This window comes from Streptomyces roseolilacinus, from assembly GCF_014649335.1.
In the GTDB taxonomy this organism is placed as follows: Bacteria; Actinomycetota; Actinomycetes; order Streptomycetales; family Streptomycetaceae; genus Streptomyces; species Streptomyces roseolilacinus.
This window is the reverse complement of sequence record NZ_BMSV01000012.1, coordinates 155,483-181,449: the sequence shown is the minus strand read 5'-3', so window position 1 is coordinate 181,449 and position 25,967 is coordinate 155,483. Positions and strand designations below refer to the sequence as shown.

Here is a 25,967-nt window from a genome sequence, read left to right as displayed (position 1 = left end):
GGCGGCTCTCCGGGGGCCGTTGTCGGCGGCTGGGTGCACACTGGCCCGTATCCGCGACGAAGGCGTCCTGGAGGTATCGGCCATGACCGACGTACTGCTGACCGTGGGCACGCGCAAGGGCCTCTTCACCGGCCGCCGACGCGGCGGGCGGTGGGAGTTCGACGGGCCCCACTTCCCCGCACAGGCCGTGTACGCGGTCGGCATCGACCTGCGCCGGGCCACGCCCCGGCTGCTGGTGGGCGCGGACAGCGCGCACTGGGGGCCGTCGGTGTTCCACTCCGACGACCTGGGGGCCACCTGGACGGAGCCGGCGAAGGCGCCCGTGGGCTTCCCCCGGGAGACGGGCGCGTCGCTGGAGCGGGTCTGGCAGCTGCACCCGGCGGGCCCGGCGGCGCCCGGCGTGGTGTACGCGGGCACCGAGCCGGCTGCGCTCTTCCGGTCGGACGACGAGGGAGAGACGTTCGAGCTGGTCAGACCGTTGTGGGAGCACCCGACGCGGTCGCGGTGGCAGCCGGGCGGCGGCGGTGAGGCGCTGCACACGGTGGTGACGGACCCGCGCGACCCCGACGCGGTGACGGTCGCGGTGTCGGCGGCCGGGGTGTTCCGCACGCGCGACGGCGGCGGGACCTGGTCGCCGTCGAACGACGGGGTGTCGGCGGTGTTCCTGCCCGACCCGCACCCGAAGTTCGGCCAGTGCGTGCACAAGGTCGCGCAGGACGCCGGCGACCCCGACCGGCTCTACCTGCAGAACCACTGGGGCGTGTACCGCAGCGACGACTCCGGCGCCACGTGGACCGACATCGGGGCCGGGCTGCCGTCCGACTTCGGCTTCGCGGCCGTCGCGCACCCCAAGCACGCGGACACGGCGTACGTCTTCCCGATCGCCGCCGACTCCGACCGCGTGCCGGCGGGCCGCCGCTGCCGGGTGTACCGGACGAGTGACGCGGGCGGCAGCTGGGAGGCGCTGTCGCGGGGCCTCCCGGAGGAGGACCACTACGGCACGGTGCTGCGCGACGCGATGTGCACGGACGGCGCCGACCCGGCGGGCCTCTACTTCGGCAACCGCAACGGCGAGGTGTTCGCCAGCGCCGACGACGGCGACAGCTGGCGCCAACTGGCCGCGCACCTCCCGGACGTGCTGTGCGTACGGGCCGCGGTCGTGGGGTGACGGAAGGGGCCGGATGCGCCAGTAGAGTGACGGCCGTGGCAGCAAGACCGTTGAGAGAGATCGTCGAGCCCGGTTGGGCCGAGGCCCTGGCCCCCGTGGCCGAACGCATCGCGGCGATGGGGGACTTCCTCCGCGCGGAGATCGCCGCGGGGCGCACCTACCTACCGGCCGGAGCGAACGTCCTGCGGGCGTTCCAGCAGCCGTTCGACGAGGTGAGGGTCCTGATCGTCGGCCAGGACCCGTATCCGACACCGGGGCACGCGGTGGGGCTGAGCTTCTCGGTCGCGCCGGACGTGCGGCCGCTGCCGGGCAGCCTGGAGAACATCTTCCGCGAACTCCACGCCGACCTGGGTCTGCCCCGGCCATCCGACGGCGACCTGACGCCCTGGACGCGGCAGGGGGTGCTGCTGCTCAACAGGGCCCTGACGACGGCGCCGCGCAAGCCGGGCGCGCACCGCGGCAAGGGCTGGGAGGAGGTCACCGAACAGGCCATCAGGGCCCTCGCGGCGCGCGGCAAGCCGCTCGTGTCGGTGCTGTGGGGGCGCGACGCCCGCAATCTGCGGCCGCTCCTGGGCGACCTCCCGGCCATCGAGTCGGCGCACCCCTCCCCCATGTCGGCGGACCGCGGCTTCTTCGGCTCGCGTCCCTTCAGCCGTACGAACGACCTGCTGCTGCGTCAGGGGGCGGAGCCGGTCGACTGGCGCCTGCCGTGATCCCGGGCGGCGCGTGGGTCCTGGGCGTCGACTCGGGCGGCTCGGGCTTCCGCGTCGCCCTCGGCGCGGTGGACGACGCCGCCCGGACGGCCGGCGGCGGCACGGCGGGCAGTGGCGCGGCGGCGGCGGGCCCCCCGGTCCGGACGGCGGCCGCGCGGTCCTTCGACACCCCGGTGCCCACCGGGCCCGGCGGCATCGACGCCGAGTGGCTGCTGGAGCGGCTGGTGCCCGTCGCCCGGACCCTGCTGGCCGAGGCGGGGGCGGACGGGCGGCGGCCCGCCGCCGTCGCCGTGGGGGCCGCCGGGATGGCGGGCCTCGGGGACCGGCTGCGGGCCGTGCTGCCCGGCGCGCTGCGCGACGCGCTGGGCGTGCGGCGGCTCGCGCTGGCCTCCGACGCCGTGACCGCGTACGCGGGCGCCCTGGGACGCGCGCCCGGCACGGTGGTCGCCGCAGGCACCGGCCTCGTCGCGCTCGGCACCGACCTGCTGCGCTGGCGCCGGGCCGACGGGTGGGGGCACCTGCTGGGCGACTGCGGCGGCGGCGCCTGGATCGGCCGGGCCGGCCTGGAGGCGGCGCTGCGCGCCCACGACGGGCGGCGCGGCGGCTCCCCCGGCCTCCTGGCCCGCGCCGAGGCCCTGTTCGGGCCCGTGGCCGGGCTGCCCGGACAACTGTACCCGCGCCCCGACCGGGCCGCCGTCCTCGCCTCCTTCGCCCCCGAGGTGGCCCGCCGTGCGGCGGACGACCCGGTCGCGGCGGACGTCCTCGCCCGCGCGGCACGGCACATCGCCGAGGCCGCGGCCGCCGTGCACCCGGCGGGGGGCGTCGGCGACGTGGCCCTGACGGGCGGCCTGTTCCGGATCGGCGATCCCCTGCTCGTCCCCCTGCGCGACGAGCTGGCTCGCCGGCTGCCGGGCGCGCGGCCGGTGTCGGCGGCCGGCGATCCGCTGTCCGGTGCGCTGGCGATCGCCGCCGCGCTCGCCGCGGACGCGCCGGCGCTGCCGCGCGAGCCCGGTCTGCTGGACACATACGGCGACTGACCGACCCTTCCGACAAAATGCTCATTGGGGGCGGGAACACCCCCTCCCCGAACAGCGGGGCGGGCAAAACCAGTAGCATGCGGCGCCATGAGCTCCCCCACTGGGCCCGCTGGCCTGCCTGTACGAATGCCACGCCCCCGCCAGCCCGGGCGGCACCGTCGCCCCGAACCCGTGGCGGCGCCCGAAGGCGCGCCCGCACTCGTCCTCGCCGTCCCCGGCGAGCCCTCCGCCGCCGCGCGCGGCCTGGCGGAGGAACTCGTGAGCATCGCGCGCTCCGAGCTGCCGGGCCTGGAGGCCGCGGTCGGTTTCCTGGACGGGGACGACACCGAGTACGTGTCGCTGGCCGGGGTCCTGCGGCGGGCCGCGGCGCTCCGTGTGGAGCGGTACGAGCTGGCCAGGGCGGCCGGCCGCGAGGTCGCCGAGCCCGAGGGCCCGGCCGCCGTCGTCGTGCCGCTGCTGGTCGGCCCGGACGCCGCGCTGACGGACCGGATACGGCAGGCCGTCTCCGACAGCGGCGCGCCGGCCGAGCTGACCGACGTGCTGGGCCCGCACCCGCTGCTGGCCGAGGCGCTGCACGTGCGCCTCTCCGAGGCCGGCCTGGCCCGCGCCGACCGGGCGCGGCTGTTCACGGTCACCACGGCGGCCGACGGCATCGTGCTGGCGACGACGGGCGGCGCCGAGGCCGTGCAGGCCGCCGGGATCACGGGCATGCTGCTGGCGGCGCGGCTGGCCGTGCCGGTGATGGCGGCGGCCCTGGACCAGGAGGGGTCGGTCGCGGCGGTCGCCGCGCAGCTGCGCGACGCCGGTTCGGCCCAGCTCGCGGTCGCCCCGTACCTGGTCGGCCCGGAGCTGGCCCCGGGGCTGCTGGACGAGGCGACCAAGGCCGCGGGCTGCCCGGCCGCCGAGCCGCTGGGCGCGTACCCGGCGATCGGCCGGCTGGCGCTGTCGGGCTACATGGCGCTGCTGGGCATCTCCCCGCAGCAGCAGCAGGGGGCTCCGGCCCACTGACCGGCCCCGGCCGGGGAGGCACCCGTACGGGAGGGCCCGCACCGCGCGTGTCGCGCGCCGTGCGGGCCCCCCGCGTTCAGGCGAGGACCACGCAGGAGGCGGCCGGGGCGGCCACCGCGCCCGCGCGGGAGGGGACGCCGGTCAGCGGGTCGACGTCGAACCACGTCACGTCGCCGGACCGCTCGTTGGCCGCGTACAGCCGCCGTCCCGCGGGGTCGGCGACGAGGTCGCGCGGCCAGCGGCCCCCGCAGGGCACCGCGGCGACCAGGCGGGGCCGCTCGCCGCTCTCGTCGAGCTGGAGGACGGCGATCGTGTCGTCGCCCCGCACGGCGGCCCACACGAACCGCCCGTCGGGGCTCACGACGAGCCCGGACGGGTAGCCGGGCCCCGCCGCGCCCGCCGGCCGCACGGGCACCTCCGCCACGGGTTCCAGGACGCCCGTACGGCCGTCCCAGCGGCACACGGTGAGCGTCGGCGCCAGTTCCGCCAGGACGTACACGTGGCCGCCGGCCGGGTGGAAGGCGAGGTGGCGCGGGCCGCTGCCGGAGCGCAGGGGGGTCTCGCCGTGGACGGTGAGCTCCCCGGTGGCCCCGTCGAGGGCGCAGACGCGCACGGAGTCGGTGCCGAGGTCCACGGTGAGCAGCCAACGGCCGTCCGGCGCGGGCCGCACCTGGTGGGCGTGCGGGGCGGCCTGCCGGTCCGGGTCGGGCCCGCCGCCCCGGTGCCGGACCAGCCCCGTGACCGGGCCCGGCGCGCCGTCCGGGAGGACCGGCTGGGCGCTGACGCCGCCGGAGCCGTAGTGCGCGGCCACCACGTGGCCGGCGGTGTACGCGAGGTGGGTCGGCCCGGCCCCGCACACGGGCTCGGGGGCGCGGATGAGGCGGGGCGCCGGGCCGGTGACGTCGAACGCGGCGACGGTGCCCTCGTCGGTCTCGGAGACCGCGTACAGCACGGCGGCGTCGGGCCCGAGGGCCAGGAAGGACGGGTCGGCCACCACGTCGGTGGCGCCGGTGGGCGTCAGCGCGCCGGTCGCCCCGTCGACGGTGGCGGCGGTGACGCCGCGGCCTCCCGCCGAGGTGAAGGACCCGATGAAGGCCCGCCGGGGCGCGGGCGGGCCGCCCGGCGCCGTACCCCCGCCCTCCGCGCGACCGGCCGCCGTGCCGCCACCCGTCGTACCACCGGACCCCGTACCACCGGACGCCGTACCCCCGCCCTCCGCGCGACCGCCCTCCGCGCGACCGCCCGCCGTGCCGCCGCCCGTCGTGCCGGCGGCCGTCCGCCGCGTACCCCGGTCCCCGTGCCGCTCCACCGCTGCCCCTCCCCCGTGGCCGTTCCTGGCGTTGCGAGGACGACGCTAGCAGCTGCGGTCTAGACCAAGCCCGTCAGGCGGGGGCGCGTCGGGTCAGGAACGCACCAGGGGGGAGCGGGGCGCCGTGCGCAGCGGTCCGTCGAGCTCGGCGAGCAGCCGTTCCAGGCCGTGCAGGTGCGCCAGCGCCGGCGCCGCCCGGAGCGGCTCGGACGCCGCGGGGGCGGGGGCGGCGGTCTCGGCGGCCGTCTCGCGGTCGGCCGCGTCGCGGGCCCGTTCGCGCGTGAGCAGGGCCTCCACGGCGGCCTCGACCCGCCAGCACGCCGCGGCGAGCCGGGCGTCGTGGCTGGCGTCCGGGTCGGCGGCCACCGCGGCCAGCCCCCGCACCTCGCGGGCGCAGTCGTCGAGCAGGGCGAGCACCTGGCGGGCGCGGGCCTTGCGGTCGCGGAACGGGCTCAGCGGGTGGACGAGCGGCGCCAGGGCGAGCCGTACCCGTCCCAGCAGCACCTCCAGCTCGGCGGCGTGCGGGGCCGGGTCGGCGGTGGGCGAGCCGGCGAGCCGTTCGGCGGCCTCGGCGGTGCAGCGGCGCACGGCCAGCAGCGCCCGCTGGATCCAGGCGTCGTTGGTGGCGTGCGTGGTGACCGGCAGGACGAAGGTCACCGCGAGCGCCGCGAACAGCGCGCCGACCCCGGTCTCGGCGGCCCGCAGGACGAGCAGGCCCGGGGTGAGCACGCCGAGCAGCCCGTACAGGAGCCCGGCCATCACCGTCACGGCGAGCATCATCCAGCTGTACGAGACGGGGGCCGTGTAGAAGATGCCGAAGACGCACACGGCGACGAGGGCCGCCGTCGGGGCGGGCGCGCCGTGCAGCGGCAGGGCGACCACCAGCCCGGCGAGGATGCCGACGACGGTGCCCAGGACGCGGCGGAAGCCCCGGACCAGGGTCTCGCCGCGCGACGCGGTGTTGACGAAGATCCACCAGGTGGTGCCCACCGCCCAGTACCAGCGCTCCTCGGAGAGGACCTGGCCCACGGCCAGGGCGAAGGCGCAGGCGACGGTGGTCTGGAACGCCTGCCGGGTGGTCGGCCGGGCCAGCCCGCGCCCGGGCAGCGGCGCGGGCGCGGCGGCCGGCGGGGTCCGGCGCTCGATCGGCCACAGGACGAACCGCACGGCGCCGGCCGCGACCAGGGCGATGCCCGCGGCGAGGTACAGCTCGGGCAGCTGCGCCGGGGCGGCGTGGAGGAACTGCACCACGAAGAACTGCATGAACGCGAAGATGCCGAGCGCGTGGCCGCGCGGCCCCCAGCGCCGGGCGTAGACGCCGCAGAAGACCACGGCGAGGAACGCGGCGTCCCGGCCGAGGGGCAGGTCCCGCAGGACGGTGGCGAGGGCGAGCACGGGGAATCCGGCGGCGGGCAGCAGCGCGGTGGTGACGCGCTGGGCGCGGACGGTGCCGTCGGTGACGGTGAAGAGGGCGAGCAGCGCGGCGAGTCCGCCGGTGATGGACGCGGTCAGCGACAGGCCGGCCAGCTCGGCGGCGGCGACGGCGAGTCCGATGCCGAGGACGGCCCGGGTCGCGTTCCTCAGCCTGAGGCGCCCCGGGTCCGGGGCCACGAAGATCCTCTTCATGACGGTGGTACCGCCCCCCTGTGTTGCTCTCGTCGGCGGCGGAGGCGCCCGGGGGTGGTGGGCGTCCGGATGCACGACGAAGGCACCGCGGTCCGGATCCGGCCTCGTCGCCGTCCGGCGCTGCGCGGCGCCGCTGATACGTGGATATGACAAGAAAAGCATCCGCCGCGGCGGTGGCTCAACCGCGACCCCGATCACTGGACCATTGGCCCAGTCGGAGCCGGCTCCGTTCGGCCGGCCCGGGGCCAACGGATCACGACGTGCGCGGCCGGTCCGCGGCGGTCACGGGCGGCCGGGGAGCTTCGTCAGCCGGTGGCCGAGGCCGGGGAGGTCCGGCAGGGCGACCCGGCCGGTGTCCGCGGTGCCGGCGAAGGCGGCCGGGGCGAGCGGTTCGTCGTCGACGAGCAGGGGCCCGACGAGGTCGGCGGGGACGGTGGCGTGGGGCAGCGCGGCCGCGAGGTGGGCGGCCGCGAGGGTGGCGACGCCCAGCTCCGGCATGGAGCCGATCTTCACGGCGAGGCCGGCGGCCTCCGCGAGCGCGGCGACCTGGCGGGCCCGGTGCAGTCCACCCACCTTGAGGACCTTGATGTTGAGGACGTCGGCGGCACCGCGGCGGACGATCTCCATGGCGTCGTGCAGCGACTGCAGCGACTCGTCCGCCATCACCCGGGGCCCGCCGCGGCCGCGCAGCGCGGCCATCCCGGCGAGGTCCCAGCGCGGCAGCGGCTGCTCGACCAGGTCGAGGCCCTCCTCGCCGAGCCGCGCCACGGTGCGGGCGGCGGTGGACGGGTCGTAGCCCTCGTTGGCGTCGAGGGAGAGCTCAACGCCGTCCGGGACGGCGGCGCGGACGGCCCGGACCAGCGCGACGTCGCGGTCCGGGTCCTCGCCGCCCTTGACCTTGACGTGGGTGAAGCCGCGCGCGGCGTACTCGGCGGCCTCCTTGGTCATCTCCTCCGGCGTGCCGAGGCCGACCACCCAGGTGGTGGGCACCTCGGTGCGCAGCCGCCCGCCCAGGAGCAGGTGGACGGGCCAGCCGGCGGCGCGGCCGGCGAGGTCGTGCAGGGCGAGGTCGAGGGCGGCCTTGGCCAGGTGCTGGCCGCGGATCGCCGCGTCCATGGCGGCGTGGGCGCCGGCGAGGTCGCGCGGGTCGCGGCCGAGGAGGGCGGGGGCGACGTGGCCGGTGAGCGCGGCGCGCAGCCCGTCGAGGGTCTCCCCCGTGTACGCGGTCATGGGCGACGCCTCGCCGTAGCCGGTGACGCCGTCGTCGGCGCGCACCTCGACGACGAGGCTGACGAGGGCGGGGCTGGTCCCGCTGCTGATGGCGAAGGGGCGTCGGTAGGGGGCCTGGACGACATGGCTGCGAATCGAGTCGATCTTCACGCGGCTCCTCCGGGTCGCGGCCCCCGCCGCCGGTCGGGGCGTCGGGCCTAGGTCGTGTCTTCGAAGTCCCGTCTGCCGACCGACGCCTGGCACGCACGCTCGCCGCGTTGTCGTCGGTCGCCAATGCTCCGCAGTGGCTCCCTCCTCCGCCTTGCGATCGCACGCACCAGACGCCGCCCGGCCCGCCCTGCGGGCGAACGACGCCACTTCGAAGACACTCCCTACAGACGTACTCGGTAGACGATGGGCGGGCGGCCGGTGCGTCCTTCCTGCCGGCTGCCGACGGGGACGGCGACCCCGGCGCGCTCCAGGCGCTTGAGGATGCGCCGGGCGGTGCGCTGCTGGACGTCGAGGTGCTCGGCGACGCGGTGCGCGGTGATGCCGGGCTCCTCCTCGGCGGCGACCAGCTCCCGCAGCCGCTCCAGGGTCTGCGGGTTGAGGCCGGCGCGTCGGGCGAGCAGTCCGGTGCTCTCCTCGGCGGCGGGCCGGACGTCGCCCTCCGTGTCGTGGGCGATGACGATGTCGACGTCGTCCTTCATGCAGACGACGCCGGCGACCGGTCCGACGGAGCGGGCCCGGTTCACGGCCCGCCGGGCCAGGGCCTCCGCCTCGGCGGCGGTCCGGCCGAGGCCGAAGCCGACGTGGGCGGAGCCGTGCCGGGCGGCGAGCCCGTCGAGGAACGGCAAGCGGGTGAACTGGTCGGTGGCCTTCTCCAGCGCGCCCCGCGTGGTCACCGCCAGGCGGCTGCCGTCCGGCAGCCCGGCGAGGCTGCCGCCCAGGACGGCGAGGTCCGCGGCGAGTTCCTCGTCGGCGGCCGGCAGGTCGACGATGCCGAGGGCGACCTGGGCGTCGCCGCTGTGCGCGCCGGTGGTGGCGAGGACGAGCGCCTGGAGGGTCGCGCGTATGGAGTGGCGGGACGGGGCGAGCCGTACGGCGGGGAGGCGGTGCTCCAGCTGGTGGTAGGCGGAGCCCAGGCAGGTGAGGGCGACGGTGGTGCGGTGCCGGTCGTGCGCGGCGAGGTGGAAGTCGACGAGGTCCTGGGAGGTGAGGCCGGGCCGGTAGGGCAGGACGCGGACGTGGTCGGTGGGCAGCCTGGCCTCGACGAGCGTCTCCGTCACGTCGGCGCGGCCGAGCGTGTCGATGGAGATGCGGGACACGTCGTGGCCCAGCCGGAGCAGTTCGACGAGCGCCCGCAGCAGCGTCGCGCCGCTGTACGGGACGTACATGGCGGGCCGGTCGACCAGGCCCGCGCCGGCCGCGAGGGTGTACGGGACGACGCCGGTGAACAGCAGGGCGTCGACGCGGGGTCCCGCGTCGCGGACCACGTCGGGCGTCTCGTCCTCGTGCCGGTAGGGCAGGGCGCGCAGCCGGGCGGACCCGGCCTCGCCGCCGACCGCGACGACCCTGTCCACCAGGTCCTCGGGGCCTATCACGCCGACCGTGAGCGCCATCGGCCGGTCTCCGTTCGTCTTCCGTAGTGGTGCGGAGTGCTCCCGCGGGGCTGGTTGACGCCCGTCCACGAGGGGCCCTAATTTCGGCCCAGACCATAATCGCGTGTCTGGCGGAAGGATAGTAACCCGATGCCCGAACGGGAAACCCCCCTGCCCACGGTGCTCGGGCCGCTCGGCCGGACGATCGGCGAGGAGGAGCGCGCGGCGGTGCTGCGGGTCCTGGACTCGGCGGTGCTGTGCAGCGCGTTCGGCACCGAGGCGCGGTCGCTGGAGGCCGAGACGGCGGCGCTGTACGGCCGGCCGCACGCGGTGGCGTGCAGTTCCGGCACGGCGGCGCTGCACCTGGCGGTCGCGGCGTGCGGGGTCGGTCCGGGCGACGAGGTGGTCACGACGCCCGTCTCGGACTTCGGCACGGTCGCGCCGGTCCTGGCGCAGGGCGCGCGGCCGGTGTTCGCGGACGTGCGCGCCGGGGACGGCAACCTGGACCCGGACGCCGTGGAGGCCGCGATCACGCCCCGGACGAAGGCCGTGATCGCCGTGCACCTGTTCGGCGGGGCGGCGGACGTGGCGCGGCTGCGGGAGGTGTGCGACCGGCACGGGCTGCCGCTGGTCGAGGACTGCGCGCAGGCGTGGCTGGGCGAGGACGCGTCGGGGCGGCTGCTCGGCACGGTCGGCGACGTCGCCTGCCTCAGCCTCCAGCAGTTCAAGCACATCACGGCGGGCGACGGCGGCCTCGTCGTGACGGGCGACCCGGAGCGGGCCCGGCGGATGCGGCTGTTCATGGACAAGGGCTGGGACCGCTCGGAGGGGCGCATCCACCGCGAGATGGGGCTCAACTACCGGATGCCGGAGCTGGTCGCGGCCGTGGCGCGGGCCCAGCTGCGCAAGGTGGGGGGCGTCGTACGGGCCCGGCGCGAGGCGGCCGGGCGGCTGCTCGCCGCGCTGGAGGGGCTGGACGGGGTGGCGCTCGCCGGGCGGCCGGCGGGGCACGCGTGGTGGATGTTCCCGCTGCTGGTCGGCGACAACGCCCGCTGGGCGGAGGAGCTCGCGGCCCAGGGCGTGCCGGCGCTGCCCGGCTACCTGGAGCGCCCGCTGTACGCCAACCCGGCGGTGCCGGGCGGCCGCCCGGGGCTGTGCCCGCGCGCCGAGGAGCTGATCGGCCGCACGCTGCTGGCGCTGCCCTGGAACGAGGCGTACACGCCGGACCACGTGGACCGGATCGCCCGCGCCCTGCGCCGCGCCCACCAGCGGGCGGCGGCGGGGTGAGGCCGCGCGGGGGTCAGGCGGCGGCGTCGTCCTCCTCGGCCAGCCGCTCCAGGCAGGTGACGACGGCGCGCCGCTCGGCGTCCGGCAGCGGCGGCCCGTACGGGTCGAAGGCGGCCTCCTCCGGGATCGCGCCCTCCCACACGGCGGCCCACAGCATCCGCTGCACGTAGCCCTCGATGGGGGCGTGGAACGTGACCTCGGCGAACCGGTCCAACCGCCCCGACGCCCGGAGGAACCCGGCGGCGTCCCCGGCCGTCCACGCGTCGAGCACGGCGGCGGTCAGGCCCGCGCGGGCGGCGGCGATGCCGACCAGCGCCGTGTCGGCCCCCCACATCAGCGACGGGCCGAACATGCGGTCCTCGCCGGTCACGATCAGCGCGCGGCTCCGTTCCGCCGCCCGGACGGCGTCCTGGCAGTCCACCGCCCGGTCCAGCGTGGCGATCTTGATGCCGGCCGCCGACGGCAGGTCCAGCAGCCGCCGGATCAGCTCCGGGGAGTACGGGTAGCCGCCCGCCTCCGCGTGGAGGAAGAAGCCGAACACGGGCAGCCCGCTCGCCCGCGCCACCCGCTCGTGGAGCCGCACGGCCCGCTCCACCGCGTCGGGCAGCCCGTGGTGACGGGCCACCGGGTACACCATCACGGCGTCGGCGCCCAGTTCGGCGGCCTCCGCCGCCATCGCGACCGCGGCGTCCTCGGCGTCCTCCAGGGAGGCGCCCCGCAGCGCGCGCGGTACGCCCGCCCCGGCGACGACCGGGACGTCCACGGTCTCCCGCCACAGCGCCAGCACCCGCCGCCGGTCGGCCGCCGTCAGGTGCAGCCCCCGCCCGGTGTGCGCCCACACGGCGACGCCGCCGACCCGTTCGGCGGCGATCCGCTCGGCGTAACGGCGCAGGGCCGGCAGGGCGACGGCCCCGGAGGCGTCCATGGGGGTGAGCACGGCGGGCAGGACGGTGCCGCGCAGTCGCCCGGCGAGTTCCTCGGTAGCGGACATGGACGGCCCCCTGTCTGACGGTCTGTCGCCACGGTGCGCGTTCACGCTAGCCTTTACGGCCCGGACCGTAAAGGAAGGAACCGGTGCCATGCGCCTCGGCCTCTACGTCAACCTGTACGCCGACAAGGCCGACCGGCCGCGGCTCGCCGACGCGGTGGAGCAGGTGCGGCTGGCGGAGCAGGCGGGCTTCGCCTGGGTGGTGCTCGGCGAGCGGCACCTGCACCGCCCCGGCTACCACGAGGCCGTCACGTCGCTGGCGTACCTCGCGGCGCACACCGAGCGGATCGGCCTCGCCACCGCCGGGCTGATCGCCCCCGTGTACCACCCGGTGTGGCTCGCGGAGACCCTCGCCCACGTCGACGTGCTGTCCGGCGGCCGGCTGACGGCCGGCTTCGTCCTCGGCTACCGGCCCGAGGAGTTCACGCTGTACGGCACCCGGCCGCAGGAGCGGGTGCCGCGGTTCGAGGAGTGCCTGGAGCTGGTGACGCGGCTGTGGACCGAGGACGAGGTCGACCACGAGGGCCGCTTCACCTCCCTGGACGGGGCGTTCCTCTCCCCCCGCCCGGTGCAGAGCCCGCGCCCGCGGATCTGGAACGGCGGGCGGGTGTCCGCCGCGCTGGAGCGGACGGCGCGGATGTGCGACGGCTGGACGACGTCGTTCAACGAGCTGGACGCGGAGCTGCCCGGCAAGATCGCCGAGTACCTGGCGTACCCGCGGGGCGCGGCCAGTCTGGGCGCGGAGGTCATCGTCTGCCGCGAGGGCTACTGCGCGCCCACCACGCAGCTGGCGCGGGCCGCGCTGGAGGAGCCGCTGCGCGGCCTGTACGACGCGTACGGTGACTGGAAGCGCACCTCGGCGGACGCGGAGCGGTACGCGCAGGAGTGGGAGGACGTCGCGGCCCGGTCGGTGATCGGCTCGCCCGAGGAGTGCGCCGACCGGCTCGGCCACTACGCGGCGATGGGCGCGGACGGCGTCGTCCTGCGCGTCCAGCCGCCCGGCATGCCGCAGGCGGACGCGCTGCGCGCCATCGAGGCGTACGGCACGGACGTCCTGCCGCGGCTGCGGACCGCGTGACGGCCGGGACCCGGACGCAGGTCCGGGTCCGGTCAGGGCTTGAGGCCCGTCGGGACCCGAGGCCCGTCAGGACTTGAGGCCGGTCGTCGCGATGGAGTCCGTCAGGTAGCGCTGGAGGAGGCCGAAGACCAGCAGGCAGGGCAGGACCGTGATGGTGGCCCCGGCCATGACCTGGTTGACGGCCACGTTCTCCCCCTCCAGCGTGGCCAGGCCGACGGTGAGGGTCCGCATCGCGGAGGACTGGCCGATGACGAGCGGCCACAGGAAGTCGTTCCAGTGCCACAGGAAGACGAAGACGCCGAGGGTCGCCAGGACCGGCGTGATGAGCGGGAGGACGACGGTGGTGTAGATCCGCCACTCGGACGCCCCGTCGATCTTCGCGGCCTCGAACAGCTCGTCGGGCAGCTGCGCGATGAACTGCCGCATCAGGAAGACGGCCTGCGAGTTGGCGAGGGTGGGCACGATCAGACCCCAGTACGTGTCCACGCCGCCGAGCCGGGAGACGAGGACGAAGTACGGGATGAGCGTCGCCTGGAACGGCACCATCAGCGTCGCCAGGAACGACCAGAACAGCACCTCGCGCCCCGGGAACCGCTTCTTGGCGAAGGCGTATCCGGCCATGGAGGAGAACAGCAGGATCAGCACGACCGACACGAGCGAGTACACCAGGGAGTTGGCCGCCCAGCGGGTGACATCGGCGCCGGACAGCACGGCGGAGAAGTTCTCCCACGTCGCCCTCGTCAGGTCGAAGGCGCCCGGCAGGGTCCTGCCGCCCGGCGGCGCGAACGCGACCAGCACCATCACCGCGAAGGGCGTCATCGTCACCAGCGCCACTAGGACCAGCAGCACCGGCAGCCGGAGTCTCGCCATCACTCGTCCCGTCCGATCAGCCGGCGCTGGATCAGGGAGAACACCAGGACCACCAGGAAGAGGACCAGCCCCAGCGCGCTCGCGTAGCCGAAGTCGAAGAACTTGAAACCGGTGTCGTACAGGAAGTACACGAGCGGGTAGCTGGCGCGCACCGGGCCGCCCGCCGTCATCACGTACATCGCGTCGAACACCTGGAACGCCCCGATCGCCTCGATGACGAGGACGAAGAACAGCACGGGGCGCAGCAGCGGCAGCGTGACCCAGCGCAGCCGCCGCCAGCCGGTGGCGCCGTCGATGACGGCGGCCTCGGTGACCTCGCGCGGGATGGACTGGAGTCCGGCGAGGAGGATCAGCATCGAGTACCCGAAGCCCTTCCAGGCGGACGTGGCCGCGATGGCGGGCAGGACGAGGCGCTCGTCGCCGAGGAAGTCGACGGGGCCCAGGGACAGCACGCCGAGCACCGCGTTGAGCAGGCCGTCCTCGACGTCGTAGATCCACTTCCAGATGACGGCGGCGAGCACGATGCTGGTGACGTACGGCAGGAAGAACACGCCGCGGAAGAAGCCGCGCAGCCACACCGTGCGGTGCAGCAGCAGCGCCGTGCCGAGCGAGAGGCCGACCGTCAGCGGCACGAAGAACAGGGTGTACAGGGCCGTGACGCCGAGGCTGGACCAGAAGAGGTCGTCCTGGAGGAGCCGGGCGTAGTTCTCGGCGCCGATGAACCGCCAGTCGCCGCTGAGCCGGTAGTCGGTGAGCGACAGGAACGCGGCGCCGATCGTCGGGCCGAACCGGAAGACCACGAACAGCAGCAGCATCGGCGCGACGAACAGCAGCCCGACGCGCGCCTCGCGGCGGCGGACCGGCCGGGCCGGCCGGCCCGCCGGGAGGGGCGGGCCGGGAACGGCGACGGGCTCGGGGGTCGGGGCGGTTCGCTCGCCGGCCGTGCCCGCCGTCAACGCTGCCGTGCCAGCAGGTCGTCGGCCTGGGCGGCCGCCGCGTCCAGGGCCTCCCGGGGGCTCTTGCGCCCGGTGAGCGCGGCCTGGATCTCGGGGGCGATCAGGGCCATCAGCTGGCGGGCGACGGGGCTGGGCTCACCGGGGTAGGCGAACGGCAGGGCCTCCTGGAACCGCTTGGCGTGCGGGTCGTCGCTGGGCACCGTCACGTCGGTGCGCGGGGAGAGGAAGCCGCTCGCCTTGCCGAGGCTCTGGATGCGGGCCGGTCCCGCCATGAAGGCGAGGAACTTCTCCGCGCCCGCGACGTTGCGGGCCTTGGCGTTCACGCCGAGGCCGCCGGGGACGCCGAAGGAGACCTGCTCGGCGTTGCGCAGGGGCTTGCCGACGACCACGTTCCCGGCGCCCCAGGTCTTGCGGGCCAGGTCGGCGTCGGCGAGGGTGCTGGAGAAGCCCATGGCGACCTGCTGCTTGCCCAGGGGGTGGTCGGCGAAGATGTTGGTGTTGGTGAGGGCCGACCTGGGGACGGCGCCCGCCTTGTAGAGGTCGGTGAGGAAGGTGAGGGCGGCGACGCCCTCGGGCCCGTTGAACGCGGCCTTCTTGCCGTCCTCGGAGAACACCGTGCCGCCCGCCTGCCACAGCAGCGGGTAGAAGTTGAGGTTGAGGGTCGCCTCGTTGCTCGCCGAGTAGTCGAGGGTGGCGGCCCCGACGCGCTTCAGCTTGGGCGCTGCGGCCTTGACCTCGTCCCAGGTGGCGGGCGGTTTGTCGATGCCGGCCCGGTCGAGGAGCCTCTTGTTGTACAGCGTCGTGGTGACGGTGTGGTAGATCGGCACCGCGTAGAGCTTGCCGTCGTGGGTGAGCGCGTCGAGCGCGTTGGGCAGGAACGATTCCTTGATGCCCTCGACGGCCTTGTCCACGGGGCGCAGGGCGCCGTTGCCGAGGTACTGCGGGACCTGGTCCGGGTTGAGCAGCACCACGTCGGGGCCCTTGCCGCTGCCGAAGGCGGTGGCGAGCTTCTCGTCGCGGTTCTCCCAGGGCTGCTCCTCGATGGTGACCGTGGTGCCGGGGTGGGCCGTCTCGAAGTCCTTCTCGACCTGGTCCCAGTAGGCGGAGTTGGCCTTGGGGTCCGCGATGACGGGGTACATCCAGACGGTGACGTCGTTCGCTTCCGACCCGCCGTCCCCGCCGCAGCCGGCCAGCAGGGAGGCCGCGGTGAGGAGGGCGAGGGGAGCGAGGGCGCGCTTGGATCCTGTCGTCATGAAGGGCCTCCGTAAGGCCTGAGAAGGAGACGTACACCCGGTCACTTTCGGTCCGGGCCGAAAGTAACCGGGCATAAATCGTACTGTCAATGCGCGCGGATTCAGCGGCGCACATCGACCTTGTAGAGCTCCGGGCCGCGGCTGAAGTACAGCCACCCCTCGTGGGCGGCGAGCCGCCGGTGCGGGAAGTTGACCAGGAGGTGCGGGTCGCGGTCCGGGAAGAACGGGTCGACCCGGAAGATCAGCGCGCCGTCGACGGAGACGTACAGCTTGCGGCGGCTGACCACGATCGACCCGTCGTTGTTCCGGGTGCCGAGTTCGAGGCGCCGCAGGATCCGCGGGGCCTCCGGGTCGATGGCGAACAGCGAGTGCCCGGCGAGCGCCCAGAGCACGCCGCCGGCCACCTCGACCGCGCTGACCGCCCCTATCCCCTCGACCAGTTCCAGCTCCCACAGCTTCCGGGCGCCCTCCACGTCCCAGGCGAAGACGGCGCCGGCGGTCCGGGTGGGCGGGGTGGTGCCGAGGCCGCCGAAGATCGACGCGCCCCCGTAGACCACGCCGTCGTCGGCGGTGAGGGCGATGACGGACATGTCCTGGACGACGTTGCGGGTGAACGTCCACTCGCCGGTGTCCCTGTCGTACACGGCGAGTCCGCCGCCCAGGCGGTTGCCGTCCGGCACGGTGCCGACGGCAATCTTCCCGTCGGTCTCGGCGAGGCAGCGGGCCCGCGCCTGGAGCTCGGGCTTCAGGGTGAGGACGACCTCGGGGTTGGCCGGGGTGCCGGGCGGGCCGTCCGGGGAGTACTCGGGGCTGTTCCACTGCTGGTCCGGCCGGTAGCGGAACAGCCTGGCGTCGGGGTACTGGCCGATCCAGACCGTGCCCTCGGAGTCGCGCAGGATCGCCTCGATCTGGCCGAAGCGGTGGAAGGACGGCGTGCCCGTCGCGGTGGCGACGGACGACAGGCCGCCGTTGAGGAAGCCGCCCGCGTAGACGGTGCGGCGGCCGCCGGCCGCGAGGGCCTGGATGTCGATCGGCTCCTTGCGGACCTTCGTCCCCAGCACGGCGTGGGCGCCCGTGGTCGGGTTGTACCGGAACATGTCGCCGCGCCACAGGGTGCCGACGACGCTGCGGCCGGGGTAGTCGGGCAGGCCCAGCTCGGCCCAGCCGAACGAGCGGGCGTTCTGCACCTTGCCGGTGAAGGAGAGGCCCGTGCCGGTGATCAGGCCGGTGTCCGGGTCGTAGCGGCGCAGTTCGCCGCGCTGCACGAAGTACACGGCGCCGTCCTCGTCCGGCGGGCAGACGCTCAGGCCGTGGACGTCGGGGACGGGGTCCGACCACGTGCGGGTGGCGAGGTCGAAGACGTAGAGCGGACTGGGGGCGTCGGAGCCGATCCGGGCGTACAGCCGGTTGCCGTACGCGTTGAGGTCGTAGATCGGCTTCCCGGCGACGGTGCCGAGTCCGGGCGGGGTGGGCAGCTGGGTGAAGGTGCGGGTGGCCGGGTCGAGTTCGGCGATGTGGGCGGCCGCGTAGGAGCCGCTGTAGACCTTGCCGCCGGAGCAGGCGATGCTGCGCACGTACGTCTGCCCGGGGACGGCCTGCCCGAAGTCGGTGAAGGCGCGGGTGGCCGGGTCGAAGCGGAAGACCTTTCCGCCGGGGAACGTACCGCCCCACACCTTGCCGTCGGCGTCGGTGGCGAGGCTCCAGATGAAGGTCTGGCCGGCCGCCGGGAGGCCCAGGTCCTCGGCGGTGTCGCCGGAACCCGGCGTCCAGCGGTACAGGTGGGCGTTGCCGTAGGTGCCCGCGTACACGCCGCTGGGCGCGGCGGTGACGGCCCACGCGCCGTCACCTCCCGTCAGCGGGGCGCTGACCAGCAGGTCGCCGGTCGTGGGGTCCATGGCGTTGAGGCGGGCGGGTTTGCCCGTCGAGGCGTTCCACAGGGCCTGTCTTCCGGACGGTCCCGGGGCGACGGCACCGCCGAGCAGCAGGACGTCGGCGAGGGGGACTCCGATGAGTTGGGGTTCACGCATGAGCTGGCTCCCGGCCTCGGCGTGTGCTTCGGGAGAAGGGGACAGGAGGGTGGCGGAGATAACTGCGGTCGAGCCGGCGAGGAACGCGCGTCGCGTCGCCACAGACGGGACACCTCCCTGGAAGGAGAGAGTTACGGCACTAGCCGAAAGTGATACGCCGCAGCTCATGGGCCGTCAACGGTACTCGTCGCCCCGGTGGTGTTCTGATACGACACACGGCCGCCTCCGCCACGTCAGCCGGAGGAGCGACACCGTGGTCACGGGGTGTGCGGCTCCCTCCGGAGCGGGGTTCCGGCGATTTTCGGCCAACTCCTCGTCGGGCAGGACGGAAACGTTCCCTCACCCGGGTGGAGCCCCCCGGGCCGACGGCCGGACCCGGGCCGGGCGCGCGGTGCCATTGGTACAGTCGGAACACGGGCCACCCGGCCACGAAGGGGGCGACGGACCATGCCGGTCGACGAACTGGACACCCGAATCCTCCGCCTGCTCATCGAACAGCCGCGCACAAGCGTGCGGGAGTACGCGCGAATCCTCAAGATCGCCCGCGGCACGCTCCAGGCACGGCTGGACCGGCTGGAGCGGGACGGCGTGATCACCGGCACGGGCCCGTTCCTCTCCCCCGCCGCGCTGGGCCACCCCGTGCTCGCCTTCGTCCACGTCGAGGTGACCCAGGGGCACCTCGACGAGGTGGGCGACGCGCTGGCCGCCGTACCGGAGATCGTCGAGGCGTTCTCGATCACGGGCGGCGGGGACCTCCTGACCCGGGTGGTGGCCCGGGACAACGCTCACCTGGAGGACGTCATCCAACAGCTCATCCGACTGCCGGGCGTCGTGCGGACGCGGACCGAGGTGGCGCTGCGCGAACGCGTGCCGTTCCGGCTGCTGCCCCTGGTGGAGGCCGTGGGGCGGGACCCGCGGACCGCGGCGCGGGCGCCCCGGCCGGGCGGGGGCGAGGGCCGGTGACCGCCGTCGTCTTCGACCTCGACGGCACGCTCGTCGACAGCGAGCCGAACTACTACGAGGCCGGCCGCAGGGTCCTCGCGGCCCACGGTGTCACCGACTTCGACTGGGAGCGGCACACCGACTTCATCGGCATCGGGACGCGGGAGACCCTGGAGGCCCTCAAGGCCGAGTACGGCATCGACGCGCCGCTGGAGGAACTGCTCGCCGGCAAGAACCGGCACTACCTGGAACTGGCCCGGGCGGCGACCGAGGTCTTCCCCGAGATGCGGCTGCTCGTCGAGCGGCTGCACGCCGACGGGGTGCCGATGGCGGTGGCGTCGGGCTCCTCCCGGGCGGCGATCGAGGCGGTCCTCGCCGGCACCGGCCTCTCCGGGTACTTCCGCGTGCTGGTCTCCGCCGAGGAGGTGCCGCGCGGCAAGCCGGAGCCGGACGTGTTCCTGGAGGCGGCCCGCCGGCTGGGCGCCGACCCGGCCGGCTGCGTGGTCGTGGAGGACGCCCCGCCCGGCGCGGAGGCGGCCCACGCGGCGGGCATGCGCTGTGTCGCCGTGCCGTACGTCCCGGCGACGGCCGACGACCCGGCGTTCCTGCGGGCGGGCCTGCTGTTCCGGGGCGGGCAGAGCGCGTTCCGCGCGTCGGAGGCGTACGACTTCGTCAGGGAGCGCCCGGGCGCGTGGGAGGCGGGGCCGGTGGGATAGGGGCCCCGCCCCCGTCCCCGGGCCGGAAGCCCGTCACTCCGGCCTCGGACCGGCCTCCCTCCTCCCACCCCCGGCCCGGGGCCCGTCACTCCGCCCCCGGCCCGCCCGTCCCGCCGGCGGGCCCCGCCCCGTGGGGGGCCGGGTCCACGGCGCCGGGTGCGCCGCCGCAGCCGTGGCCGGGGGCGCCGGTGGCGGCGGCCGTCAGGTCCTCGTACACGGCGACCTTGTACCGGATCAGGTCCAGGCAGCGGGTCAGCTCGGCCATCTGGTCCGTCACCCGGGCTTCGTGGTCGCGCAGCAGGGCGAGCCGCGCCCCTTCGGTGCCCTCGCCCTCGCGGGCGAGCTCGGTGTAGCGGCGGATCTCCGGCAGGGGCATGCCGGAGGCGCGCAGCACGACGCACAGGCGGAGCCAGGCGACGTCGTCCTCGCCGTAGACCCGCTGCCGGCCGGCCCGCCGGGCGGGGGCGGACAGCAGGACGCCCTCGCGCTCGTAGAACCGCAGCGTGTGGACGGACAGGCCGGTGCGCCGCGCGACCTGACCGATGCTCAGTCCCTCCGGTCGTCCCGACACGGTCTTCCCTCCCCCGCTCCGCGGCACTTGATCTGGAGCCGACTCCAGATCCTAGGGTCTGCGTCACCGGGCCGGGTCGGATCCCTCCCGGTCATCGCCGTACCGGCCCCCCCTTCCCAAGGAGTCCTGCCATGCGTTACCGCACCCTCGGCGGCACCGGCATCGAAGTGAGCACGTTCTGTCTGGGAACCATGATGTTCGGCGCCGTCGGGAACCCCGACCACGACGACTGCGCGCGGATCGTCCACGCCGCGCTCGACGCGGGCGTCAACTTCGTCGACACGGCCGACATGTACTCGGCCGGCGAGTCGGAGACCATCGTCGGCAAGGCGCTGCGCGGCCACCGGGACGACGTGGTCCTGGCGACCAAGGTGCACTTCCCGATGGGGGAGGGACGCAACCGGGGCGGCAACTCGCGGCGGTGGATCGTGCGCGCGGTGGAGGAGAGCCTCCGGCGGCTGGACACCGACCGGATCGACCTCTACCAGGTGCACCGGCCGGACCACACGACCGACGTCGAGGAGACCCTGTCCGTCCTGGGCGACCTGGTCCGGGAGGGCAAGATCCGGGCGTTCGGGTGCTCGACCTTCCCGGCCGAGGAGATCGTCGAGGCGCACCACGTCGCCGAGCGCCGCGGGCTCATGCGCTTCCGCACCGAGCAGCCGCCGTACTCGCTGCTCGCCCGCGGTGTCGAGGCGGGCGTGCTGCCGGTGGTGCGGCGGCTCGGGATGGGCGCGCTGACCTGGAGTCCGCTGGCCTCCGGGTTCCTGAGCGGGCGCTACCGCAAGGGGAGGCCGGTCGACCTGGGCAGCGGGCGGGCCGCGCTCACACCGGACCGCTTCGACCCCGCGCTGCCCGCCACCGCCGCCAAGCTGGACGCGGTGGAGGAGCTGGTGGCCGTCGCGGACGGGCTCGGCCGTACGCTGCCCGAGCTGGCGGTGGCGTTCCCGCTGGCGCACCCGGCCGTCACGTCGGTGATCATCGGGCCGCGCACCCGGCGGCAGCTGGAGGACGCGCTCAAGGGGGCCGACCTCGTCCTCGACGACGCGGTGCTGGACCGCGTCGACGAGATCGTGCCGCCCGGCACCGACCTCTACCACCCGGACGGGGCGTGGCGGCCGCCGTCGCTCACGCACTCCGCCCGGCGGCGCCGCTATCCGCTGGACGACCGGCCGGCGGCCTGACGCCCCCGGCCCGCCCGGCGGCGGCGGGACCCGGAGTGGGCCGGGGCGGGCCCGGCGCTCCTGGGCGGCGCCGGTGTCCGCGGGCGGCTCCGGGCCGGCACCGCGAGCGCGCCGCCCCCGGTGGGAGAGGGCGGGCCGGTGCCCGCGGGCGCGGCCGCCCGCGCCCCTTGCGTACCCTGTTCCCCGTGCCGTCCTCCCGTCCGCGCCGCGTCGCCGTCCTCGTGCTCGACGGTGTGAAGCCGCTGGACGTCGGCATTCCCGCGCAGGTGTTCACGACCCGCGCGAGCATGCCGTACGAGGTGCGGGTGTGCGGCGCGGCACCCGGTCCCGTGGCCGGCGGCGACGGACTGTCGTACCACGTCGCCCACGGCCTCGAGGCGCTCGCCTGGGCCGACCTCGTCTTCGTCCCCGGCTACCGGTTCCCGGACCGCGACGACCCGCCGCGGGCCGTCGTCGACGCGCTGGTCGCCGCCCACGGCCGGGGCGCCCGGCTCGCCGCCATCTCGACGGGCGCCTTCGCGCTCGCCGCCACGGGCCTGCTCGACGGCCGGCGCGCCACGACGCACTGGCACTACACGCGGGTGCTCGCGGCGAGGTATCCGCTCGTCGAGGTCGACCAGAACGTCCTGTTCGTCGACGAGGGCAGCCTGCTGACCTCGGCCGGCGCCGCCTCGGGCATCGACCTGTGCCTGCACATCCTGCGCGACGAGCTGGGGGTGGCCGCGTCGAACCACGCCGCCCGGCGCCTGGTCGCGGCCCCCTACCGCAGCGGCGGCCAGGCGCAGTACGTGCCGCGCAGCGTGCCCGAACCGCTCGGCGAGCGGTTCGCCGCCACCCGGGAGTGGGCGCTGCACCGGCTCGGCGAACCCCTCACCCTCGAGGCGCTCGCCCGGCACGCGGCGGTGTCACCGCGCACGTTCTCACGGCGCTTCGTCGAGGACACCGGGTACACGCCGATGCAGTGGGTCATGCGTGCCCGCGTCGACATGGCCCGTGAGCTGCTCGAACGTTCGCAGCGGAGCGTCGAGCGGATCGCCGCCGACGTCGGCCTGGGCAGCGGCGCGAACCTCCGGCTGCACTTCCAGCGCATCCTCGGCACCACGCCGAGCGAATACCGGCGCACCTTCGCCAAGCGCGGGTAGCCCGCCGCACCTGGCGCGATCCTTTCGAACCGTGGCGATCGCGCCGCTGTCCCGCGCGGACGCGCGCCGCGAACCTGGAGGCGAACCGAAGGGACACCACTCATGACTCGCATCGCCGTCAACGGATTCGGCCGCATCGGACGCAACGTGCTGCGCGCGCTGCTCGAACGCGACAGCGACCTGGAGGTCGTCGCCGTCAACGACCTCACCGAGCCCACCGCCCTCGCGCGGCTGCTCGCCTACGACTCGACGGCCGGCCGGCTCGGCCGCCCGGTGACCGCCGACGGGGACGCCCTCGTCGTCGACGGCCGCCGCATCAGGGTGCTCGCCGAGCGCGAGCCGAAGCGGCTGCCGTGGGCCGAGCTCGGCGTCGACATCGTGCTCGAGGCGACCGGCCGCTTCACGTCGGCCGCGGCCGCCCGCGCCCACATCGACGCGGGCGCGAAGAAGGTGCTCGTCAGCGCGCCCTCGGACGGCGCCGACGTCACGCTCGCGTTCGGGGTCAACACCGACGCGTACGACCCGGCCGCGCACACGATCGTCTCGAACGCCTCGTGCACGACCAACGCGCTCGCGCCGCTGGCCGCGGTGCTCGACGAGCTCGCCGGCATCGAACACGGCTTCATGACGACGGTGCACGCCTACACGCAGGAGCAGAACCTCCAGGACGGTCCGCACCGCGACCCCCGCCGCGCCCGCGCCGCCGGCGTCAACATCGTGCCGACCACGACGGGCGCCGCCAAGGCGATCGGCCTGGTGCTGCCGGGCCTCGACGGCAAGCTGTCGGGCGACTCGATCCGCGTGCCGGTCCCGGTCGGCTCGATCGTCGAGCTCAACACGACCGTCGCCCGCGACGTGACGCGCGACGACGTGCTGTCGGCGTACCGTGCCGCGGCCGAGGGCCCGCTCGCCGGCGTCCTGGAGTACTCGGACGATCCGCTCGTGTCGTCCGACATCACGGGCAACCCGGCCTCGTCGATCTTCGACTCGGCGCTCACCCGCGTCGATGGCCGCCACGTCAAGGTGGTCGCCTGGTACGACAACGAGTGGGGCTTCTCGAACCGTGTGATCGACACCCTCGAACTCCTCGCCGGTCGCTGACGGACCGCCGGGGCGGGTACGGGCGAAAGGCCGCGCCGGCGTTCGTGCGGCGCCCGTACGACGGCCGGGGGCCGTGGGGCCGTGGGGCCGCGCCGAGCGTGCGGCCCGCCGCCCGCGCCCCGCACGCTCCGGGCACCGGACGGGCCGGTCCCGGCCCGGCCCGGTGGCTCACGCCTCCCGCCGCGCCGTCACCAGGCCGGTCTCGTACGCGGCGATGACCGCCTGGGCCCGGTCGCGGACCCGCAGCTTGGCGAAGAGGCCGGTGATGTGGTTCTTCACGGTGGAGGCGCTCACGCCGAGCCGGTCGGCTATCTCCGTGTTGTCCGAGCCCCCGGCGATCAGCCGCCACACCTCCCGCTCGCGCGGGGTGAGCCCCTCGGCGGCGGAGGGCACCGCGTGCGCCGTCCGGTGGTCCGGGGCCGTGACGTGCGTGGAGATGAGCCGGGTCAGGAGCCGGGGGGCGAGGATCGCCTCGCCCTCGCGGACCACGTGCAGGGCGGCGACGAGGTCCTCGGGCGAGATGTCCTTGGGCAGGAAGCCGCACGCCCCGGCCCGCAGGGCGCCCACGACGTGCTCGTCCATGTCGAAGGTGCTCAGGGCCAGGACCCGGCAGCCGGGCAGTTCGGCGGTGAGCCGTTCGGTGGCGGCGATGCCGTCCAGGACCGGCATGCGGATGTCCATGACGACCACGTCGGGCCGGTGCTCGTGGGCGAGGCGGACCGCCTCGGCACCGTCCGCGGCCTCGGCCACGACCCGGAAACCCGGTTCGGGGGCGAGCATCAGGGCGAGGCCGCGGCGGACGAGGGGCTGGTCGTCGGCGATGAGGACCTTCACGGTCGCGCTCACGCGTACGTCTCCTGACGGTCGGGGGGCAGGGGCAGGCGGGCGCGGACGGCGAACCCCGTGCCCTCCGGTCCGGTCCGCAGGGTGCCGCCGTGGAGGGCGACGCGTTCCCGCATCCCCATGAGCCCGTGGCCCGATCCGCGGGCGACGGGACGGCCGGGACGCGGACCGTCGTCGGTGACGGCGACCCGCACCTCGTGGGCCGCGAAGGTGAGCCGCACGTCGACGTGCGCGCCGTCGCCGGCGTGCCTGCGGGCGTTGGTGAGGGCCTCCTGGACGATGCGGAAGACGGTGAGCGCGACACCGGGCGGAAGCGACCGCGGGTCGCCGTCGGTGGTGAGGGTGGTGGGGAGGCCCGCACGGCGGCTGTCCCCGACGATGCGGTCGAGGTCGCCGATCCCGGGCTGCGGCGCGGTCGCCTCGCCCTCGTCGCCCTCGTCGCCGGCCCGCAGCACGTCGAGCAGGTGGCGCATCTCGCGCAGGGCGGTGCGGCCGGAGCCCTCAAGGGTGACGAGGGCCTCGCGGGCCGCCTCCGGGGACCGGTCGAGGTTGGCCCGGGCACCTCCGGCGAGCAGCTGCATCGTGGTCAGGTGGTGGGCGACGATGTCGTGCAGCTCTCGGGCGATGCGGCGCCGTTCGTCGGAGACGGCCCGCTCGGCGAGCAGTCGCCGCCGGGTCTCGGCGTCGCGCTGCCGGCGGCCGACGACGACGGCGGCGCCGGCCACGAACAGCGCGGACGCGGCGTTGGGGACGAACTCCATCAGGGACGGCGCGGGCAGTCCCGGGTGGACGAACTGGAGCACCGCTACGCAGCCGGCGACGGCCGCCGCGCCGACCGCGGCGCTGTGGTGGCGTACGGCGGTGTAGAGGGCCACGACGGTGGCGGCGCCGTAGTGCTGGCCCACGGGACTGAACCAGTTGAGCGACAGGTTGACCGCGAGGACGCACGCGAGGACGCCCAGCGGTGCGCGGCGGCGGGCCAGCAGGAACAGCGAGGCGGCGACCACGACCAGGCACCCGGCCACCGGCACGCGGCCCTGGTCCAGCTGGCTGGTGACGGTGAAGCCCACGAGGTCGACGGCCGCGGCGCCGACGGCGACGAGCCCGTCGTGCCGGCTCCACCACGGCCCCGCCTCTCCGTGCCGGTCCCCCGTCCCCGTGCGGCCGGGACGCGTCCCGGCCGCACGGTCCGGGAGCCCGGTGCCGGATGCGCCCGCCCCGCCCGGTGCCCGGCCGGGGCGCGTTTCGTCCGCGCGCCGTCCCATCTCTCCCCCTGTGCGCATCCGCGCTTTCCCTGAGGCCGCCGCGGCGGCCCGACGAGCCGCGGTCCGTCCGCCG

Annotated in this window: 23 protein-coding genes; 11 read left to right on the top strand and 12 right to left on the bottom strand. The window is 75.5% G+C overall.

Annotated features, from left to right (window positions below; all coding sequences use genetic code 11):
• The first annotated feature begins 82 nt into the window (after positions 1-82).
• The 4 genes from IE106_RS25940 to IE106_RS25925 all read left to right on the top strand — a co-directional run bounded on the left by IE106_RS25940 (position 83) and on the right by IE106_RS25925 (position 3,926).
• Complete coding sequence (locus tag IE106_RS25940; protein WP_189537643.1) at positions 83-1,168, top strand: WD40/YVTN/BNR-like repeat-containing protein; 1,086 nt, start codon at positions 83-85, stop codon at positions 1,166-1,168.
• 35 nt (positions 1,169-1,203) lie between these two features.
• Positions 1,204-1,881, top strand: coding sequence for a uracil-DNA glycosylase (locus IE106_RS25935; RefSeq protein ID WP_189537642.1), 678 nt, complete (start codon positions 1,204-1,206; stop codon positions 1,879-1,881).
• Positions 1,878-2,918, top strand: coding sequence for a BadF/BadG/BcrA/BcrD ATPase family protein (locus tag IE106_RS25930; RefSeq protein ID WP_189537641.1), 1,041 nt, complete (start codon positions 1,878-1,880; stop codon positions 2,916-2,918). The genes IE106_RS25935 and IE106_RS25930 overlap by 4 nt, the downstream gene beginning before the upstream one ends.
• 87 nt (positions 2,919-3,005) lie before the next feature.
• Positions 3,006-3,926, top strand: coding sequence for a sirohydrochlorin chelatase (locus IE106_RS25925; RefSeq protein WP_189537640.1), 921 nt, complete (start codon positions 3,006-3,008; stop codon positions 3,924-3,926).
• 76 nt (positions 3,927-4,002) lie between these two features.
• Here the strand turns inward: IE106_RS25925 and IE106_RS25920 are convergent, their stop codons facing one another.
• The 4 genes from IE106_RS25920 to IE106_RS25905 form a co-directional block, all read right to left on the bottom strand.
• On the bottom strand, positions 4,003-5,016 hold the full coding sequence (locus IE106_RS25920) for a lactonase family protein (protein ID WP_189537700.1): 1,014 nt from the start codon (positions 5,014-5,016) through the stop codon (positions 4,003-4,005).
• 312 nt (positions 5,017-5,328) lie between these two features.
• Positions 5,329-6,861, bottom strand: a complete 1,533-nt coding sequence (locus tag IE106_RS25915) for an FUSC family protein (protein WP_189537639.1) — start codon at positions 6,859-6,861, stop codon at positions 5,329-5,331.
• 282 nt (positions 6,862-7,143) lie between these two features.
• Positions 7,144-8,241 (bottom strand): mandelate racemase/muconate lactonizing enzyme family protein, encoded by a 1,098-nt coding sequence (locus IE106_RS25910; protein ID WP_189537638.1) that lies wholly within the window; start codon positions 8,239-8,241, stop codon positions 7,144-7,146.
• 221 nt (positions 8,242-8,462) lie between these two features.
• Complete coding sequence (locus tag IE106_RS25905; protein WP_189537637.1) at positions 8,463-9,692, bottom strand: response regulator; 1,230 nt, start codon at positions 9,690-9,692, stop codon at positions 8,463-8,465.
• Between the two features lie 129 nt (positions 9,693-9,821).
• On the opposite strand from IE106_RS25905, the gene IE106_RS25900 reads away from it, so the two are divergent.
• Positions 9,822-10,958 carry a DegT/DnrJ/EryC1/StrS family aminotransferase gene (locus IE106_RS25900; protein WP_189537636.1) on the top strand — a complete coding sequence of 379 codons (1,137 nt, stop codon included), beginning with the start codon at positions 9,822-9,824 and terminating at the stop codon, positions 10,956-10,958.
• A 13-nt stretch (positions 10,959-10,971) separates the two neighbouring features.
• Here IE106_RS25900 and IE106_RS25895 read toward each other — a convergent pair whose 3' ends face one another.
• Entirely contained in the window at positions 10,972-11,949 is a 978-nt protein-coding gene (locus IE106_RS25895; protein WP_189537635.1) for a dihydrodipicolinate synthase family protein, read from the bottom strand.
• Positions 11,950-12,037: 88 nt separating this feature from the next.
• Here IE106_RS25895 and IE106_RS25890 point away from each other — a divergent pair, with 88 nt between their 5' ends.
• On the top strand, positions 12,038-13,024 hold the full coding sequence (locus IE106_RS25890) for an LLM class flavin-dependent oxidoreductase (RefSeq protein WP_189537634.1): 987 nt from the start codon (positions 12,038-12,040) through the stop codon (positions 13,022-13,024).
• 66 nt (positions 13,025-13,090) lie between these two features.
• On the opposite strand, the gene IE106_RS25885 is transcribed toward IE106_RS25890, so the two are convergent.
• From IE106_RS25885 to IE106_RS25870, 4 genes are all read right to left on the bottom strand, one after another.
• Positions 13,091-13,894: a carbohydrate ABC transporter permease gene (locus tag IE106_RS25885; RefSeq protein ID WP_189537633.1), complete on the bottom strand. Its 804-nt coding sequence runs from the start codon at positions 13,892-13,894 to the stop codon at positions 13,091-13,093.
• A complete protein-coding gene (locus tag IE106_RS25880; protein WP_189537632.1) occupies positions 13,894-14,850 on the bottom strand; it encodes a carbohydrate ABC transporter permease in 957 nt (318 codons plus the stop codon). Before IE106_RS25880 ends, IE106_RS25885 begins: the two co-directional genes overlap by 1 nt.
• The gene (locus IE106_RS25875) at positions 14,847-16,103 is read right to left on the bottom strand and encodes an extracellular solute-binding protein (RefSeq protein ID WP_189537631.1); all 1,257 of its coding nucleotides are present in this window, start codon (positions 16,101-16,103) and stop codon (positions 14,847-14,849) included. The genes IE106_RS25880 and IE106_RS25875 overlap by 4 nt, the downstream gene beginning before the upstream one ends.
• A 101-nt stretch (positions 16,104-16,204) precedes the next feature.
• Positions 16,205-18,130, bottom strand: a complete 1,926-nt coding sequence (locus IE106_RS25870) for an NHL repeat-containing protein (RefSeq protein WP_229840770.1) — start codon at positions 18,128-18,130, stop codon at positions 16,205-16,207.
• Positions 18,131-18,577: 447 nt separating this feature from the next.
• Here IE106_RS25870 and IE106_RS25865 point away from each other — a divergent pair, with 447 nt between their 5' ends.
• Both IE106_RS25865 and IE106_RS25860 read left to right on the top strand, forming a co-directional pair.
• Positions 18,578-19,093, top strand: coding sequence for an Lrp/AsnC family transcriptional regulator (locus IE106_RS25865; RefSeq protein ID WP_189537629.1), 516 nt, complete (start codon positions 18,578-18,580; stop codon positions 19,091-19,093).
• Positions 19,090-19,788 (top strand): HAD family hydrolase, encoded by a 699-nt coding sequence (locus tag IE106_RS25860; RefSeq protein ID WP_189537628.1) that lies wholly within the window; start codon positions 19,090-19,092, stop codon positions 19,786-19,788. Before IE106_RS25865 ends, IE106_RS25860 begins: the two co-directional genes overlap by 4 nt.
• Before the next feature lie 85 nt (positions 19,789-19,873).
• Here IE106_RS25860 and IE106_RS25855 read toward each other — a convergent pair whose 3' ends face one another.
• Positions 19,874-20,359, bottom strand: a complete 486-nt coding sequence (locus IE106_RS25855) for a MerR family transcriptional regulator (protein ID WP_229840769.1) — start codon at positions 20,357-20,359, stop codon at positions 19,874-19,876.
• Positions 20,360-20,490: 131 nt separating this feature from the next.
• On the opposite strand from IE106_RS25855, the gene IE106_RS25850 reads away from it, so the two are divergent.
• From IE106_RS25850 to gap, 3 genes are all read left to right on the top strand, one after another.
• Complete coding sequence (locus IE106_RS25850; RefSeq protein WP_189537627.1) at positions 20,491-21,543, top strand: aldo/keto reductase; 1,053 nt, start codon at positions 20,491-20,493, stop codon at positions 21,541-21,543.
• A 185-nt stretch (positions 21,544-21,728) separates the two neighbouring features.
• Complete coding sequence (locus IE106_RS25845; protein ID WP_189537626.1) at positions 21,729-22,685, top strand: GlxA family transcriptional regulator; 957 nt, start codon at positions 21,729-21,731, stop codon at positions 22,683-22,685.
• Between the two features lie 102 nt (positions 22,686-22,787).
• Entirely contained in the window at positions 22,788-23,786 is a 999-nt protein-coding gene (gene gap / locus IE106_RS25840) for a type I glyceraldehyde-3-phosphate dehydrogenase (RefSeq protein ID WP_189537625.1), read from the top strand.
• A gap of 168 nt (positions 23,787-23,954) precedes the next feature.
• On the opposite strand, the gene IE106_RS25835 is transcribed toward gap, so the two are convergent.
• Positions 23,955-24,632, bottom strand: a complete 678-nt coding sequence (locus tag IE106_RS25835) for a response regulator (RefSeq protein ID WP_189537624.1) — start codon at positions 24,630-24,632, stop codon at positions 23,955-23,957.
• Positions 24,629-25,912 (bottom strand): sensor histidine kinase, encoded by a 1,284-nt coding sequence (locus IE106_RS25830; RefSeq protein ID WP_229840768.1) that lies wholly within the window; start codon positions 25,910-25,912, stop codon positions 24,629-24,631. The genes IE106_RS25835 and IE106_RS25830 overlap by 4 nt, the downstream gene beginning before the upstream one ends.
• Positions 25,913-25,967 lie beyond the last annotated feature (55 nt).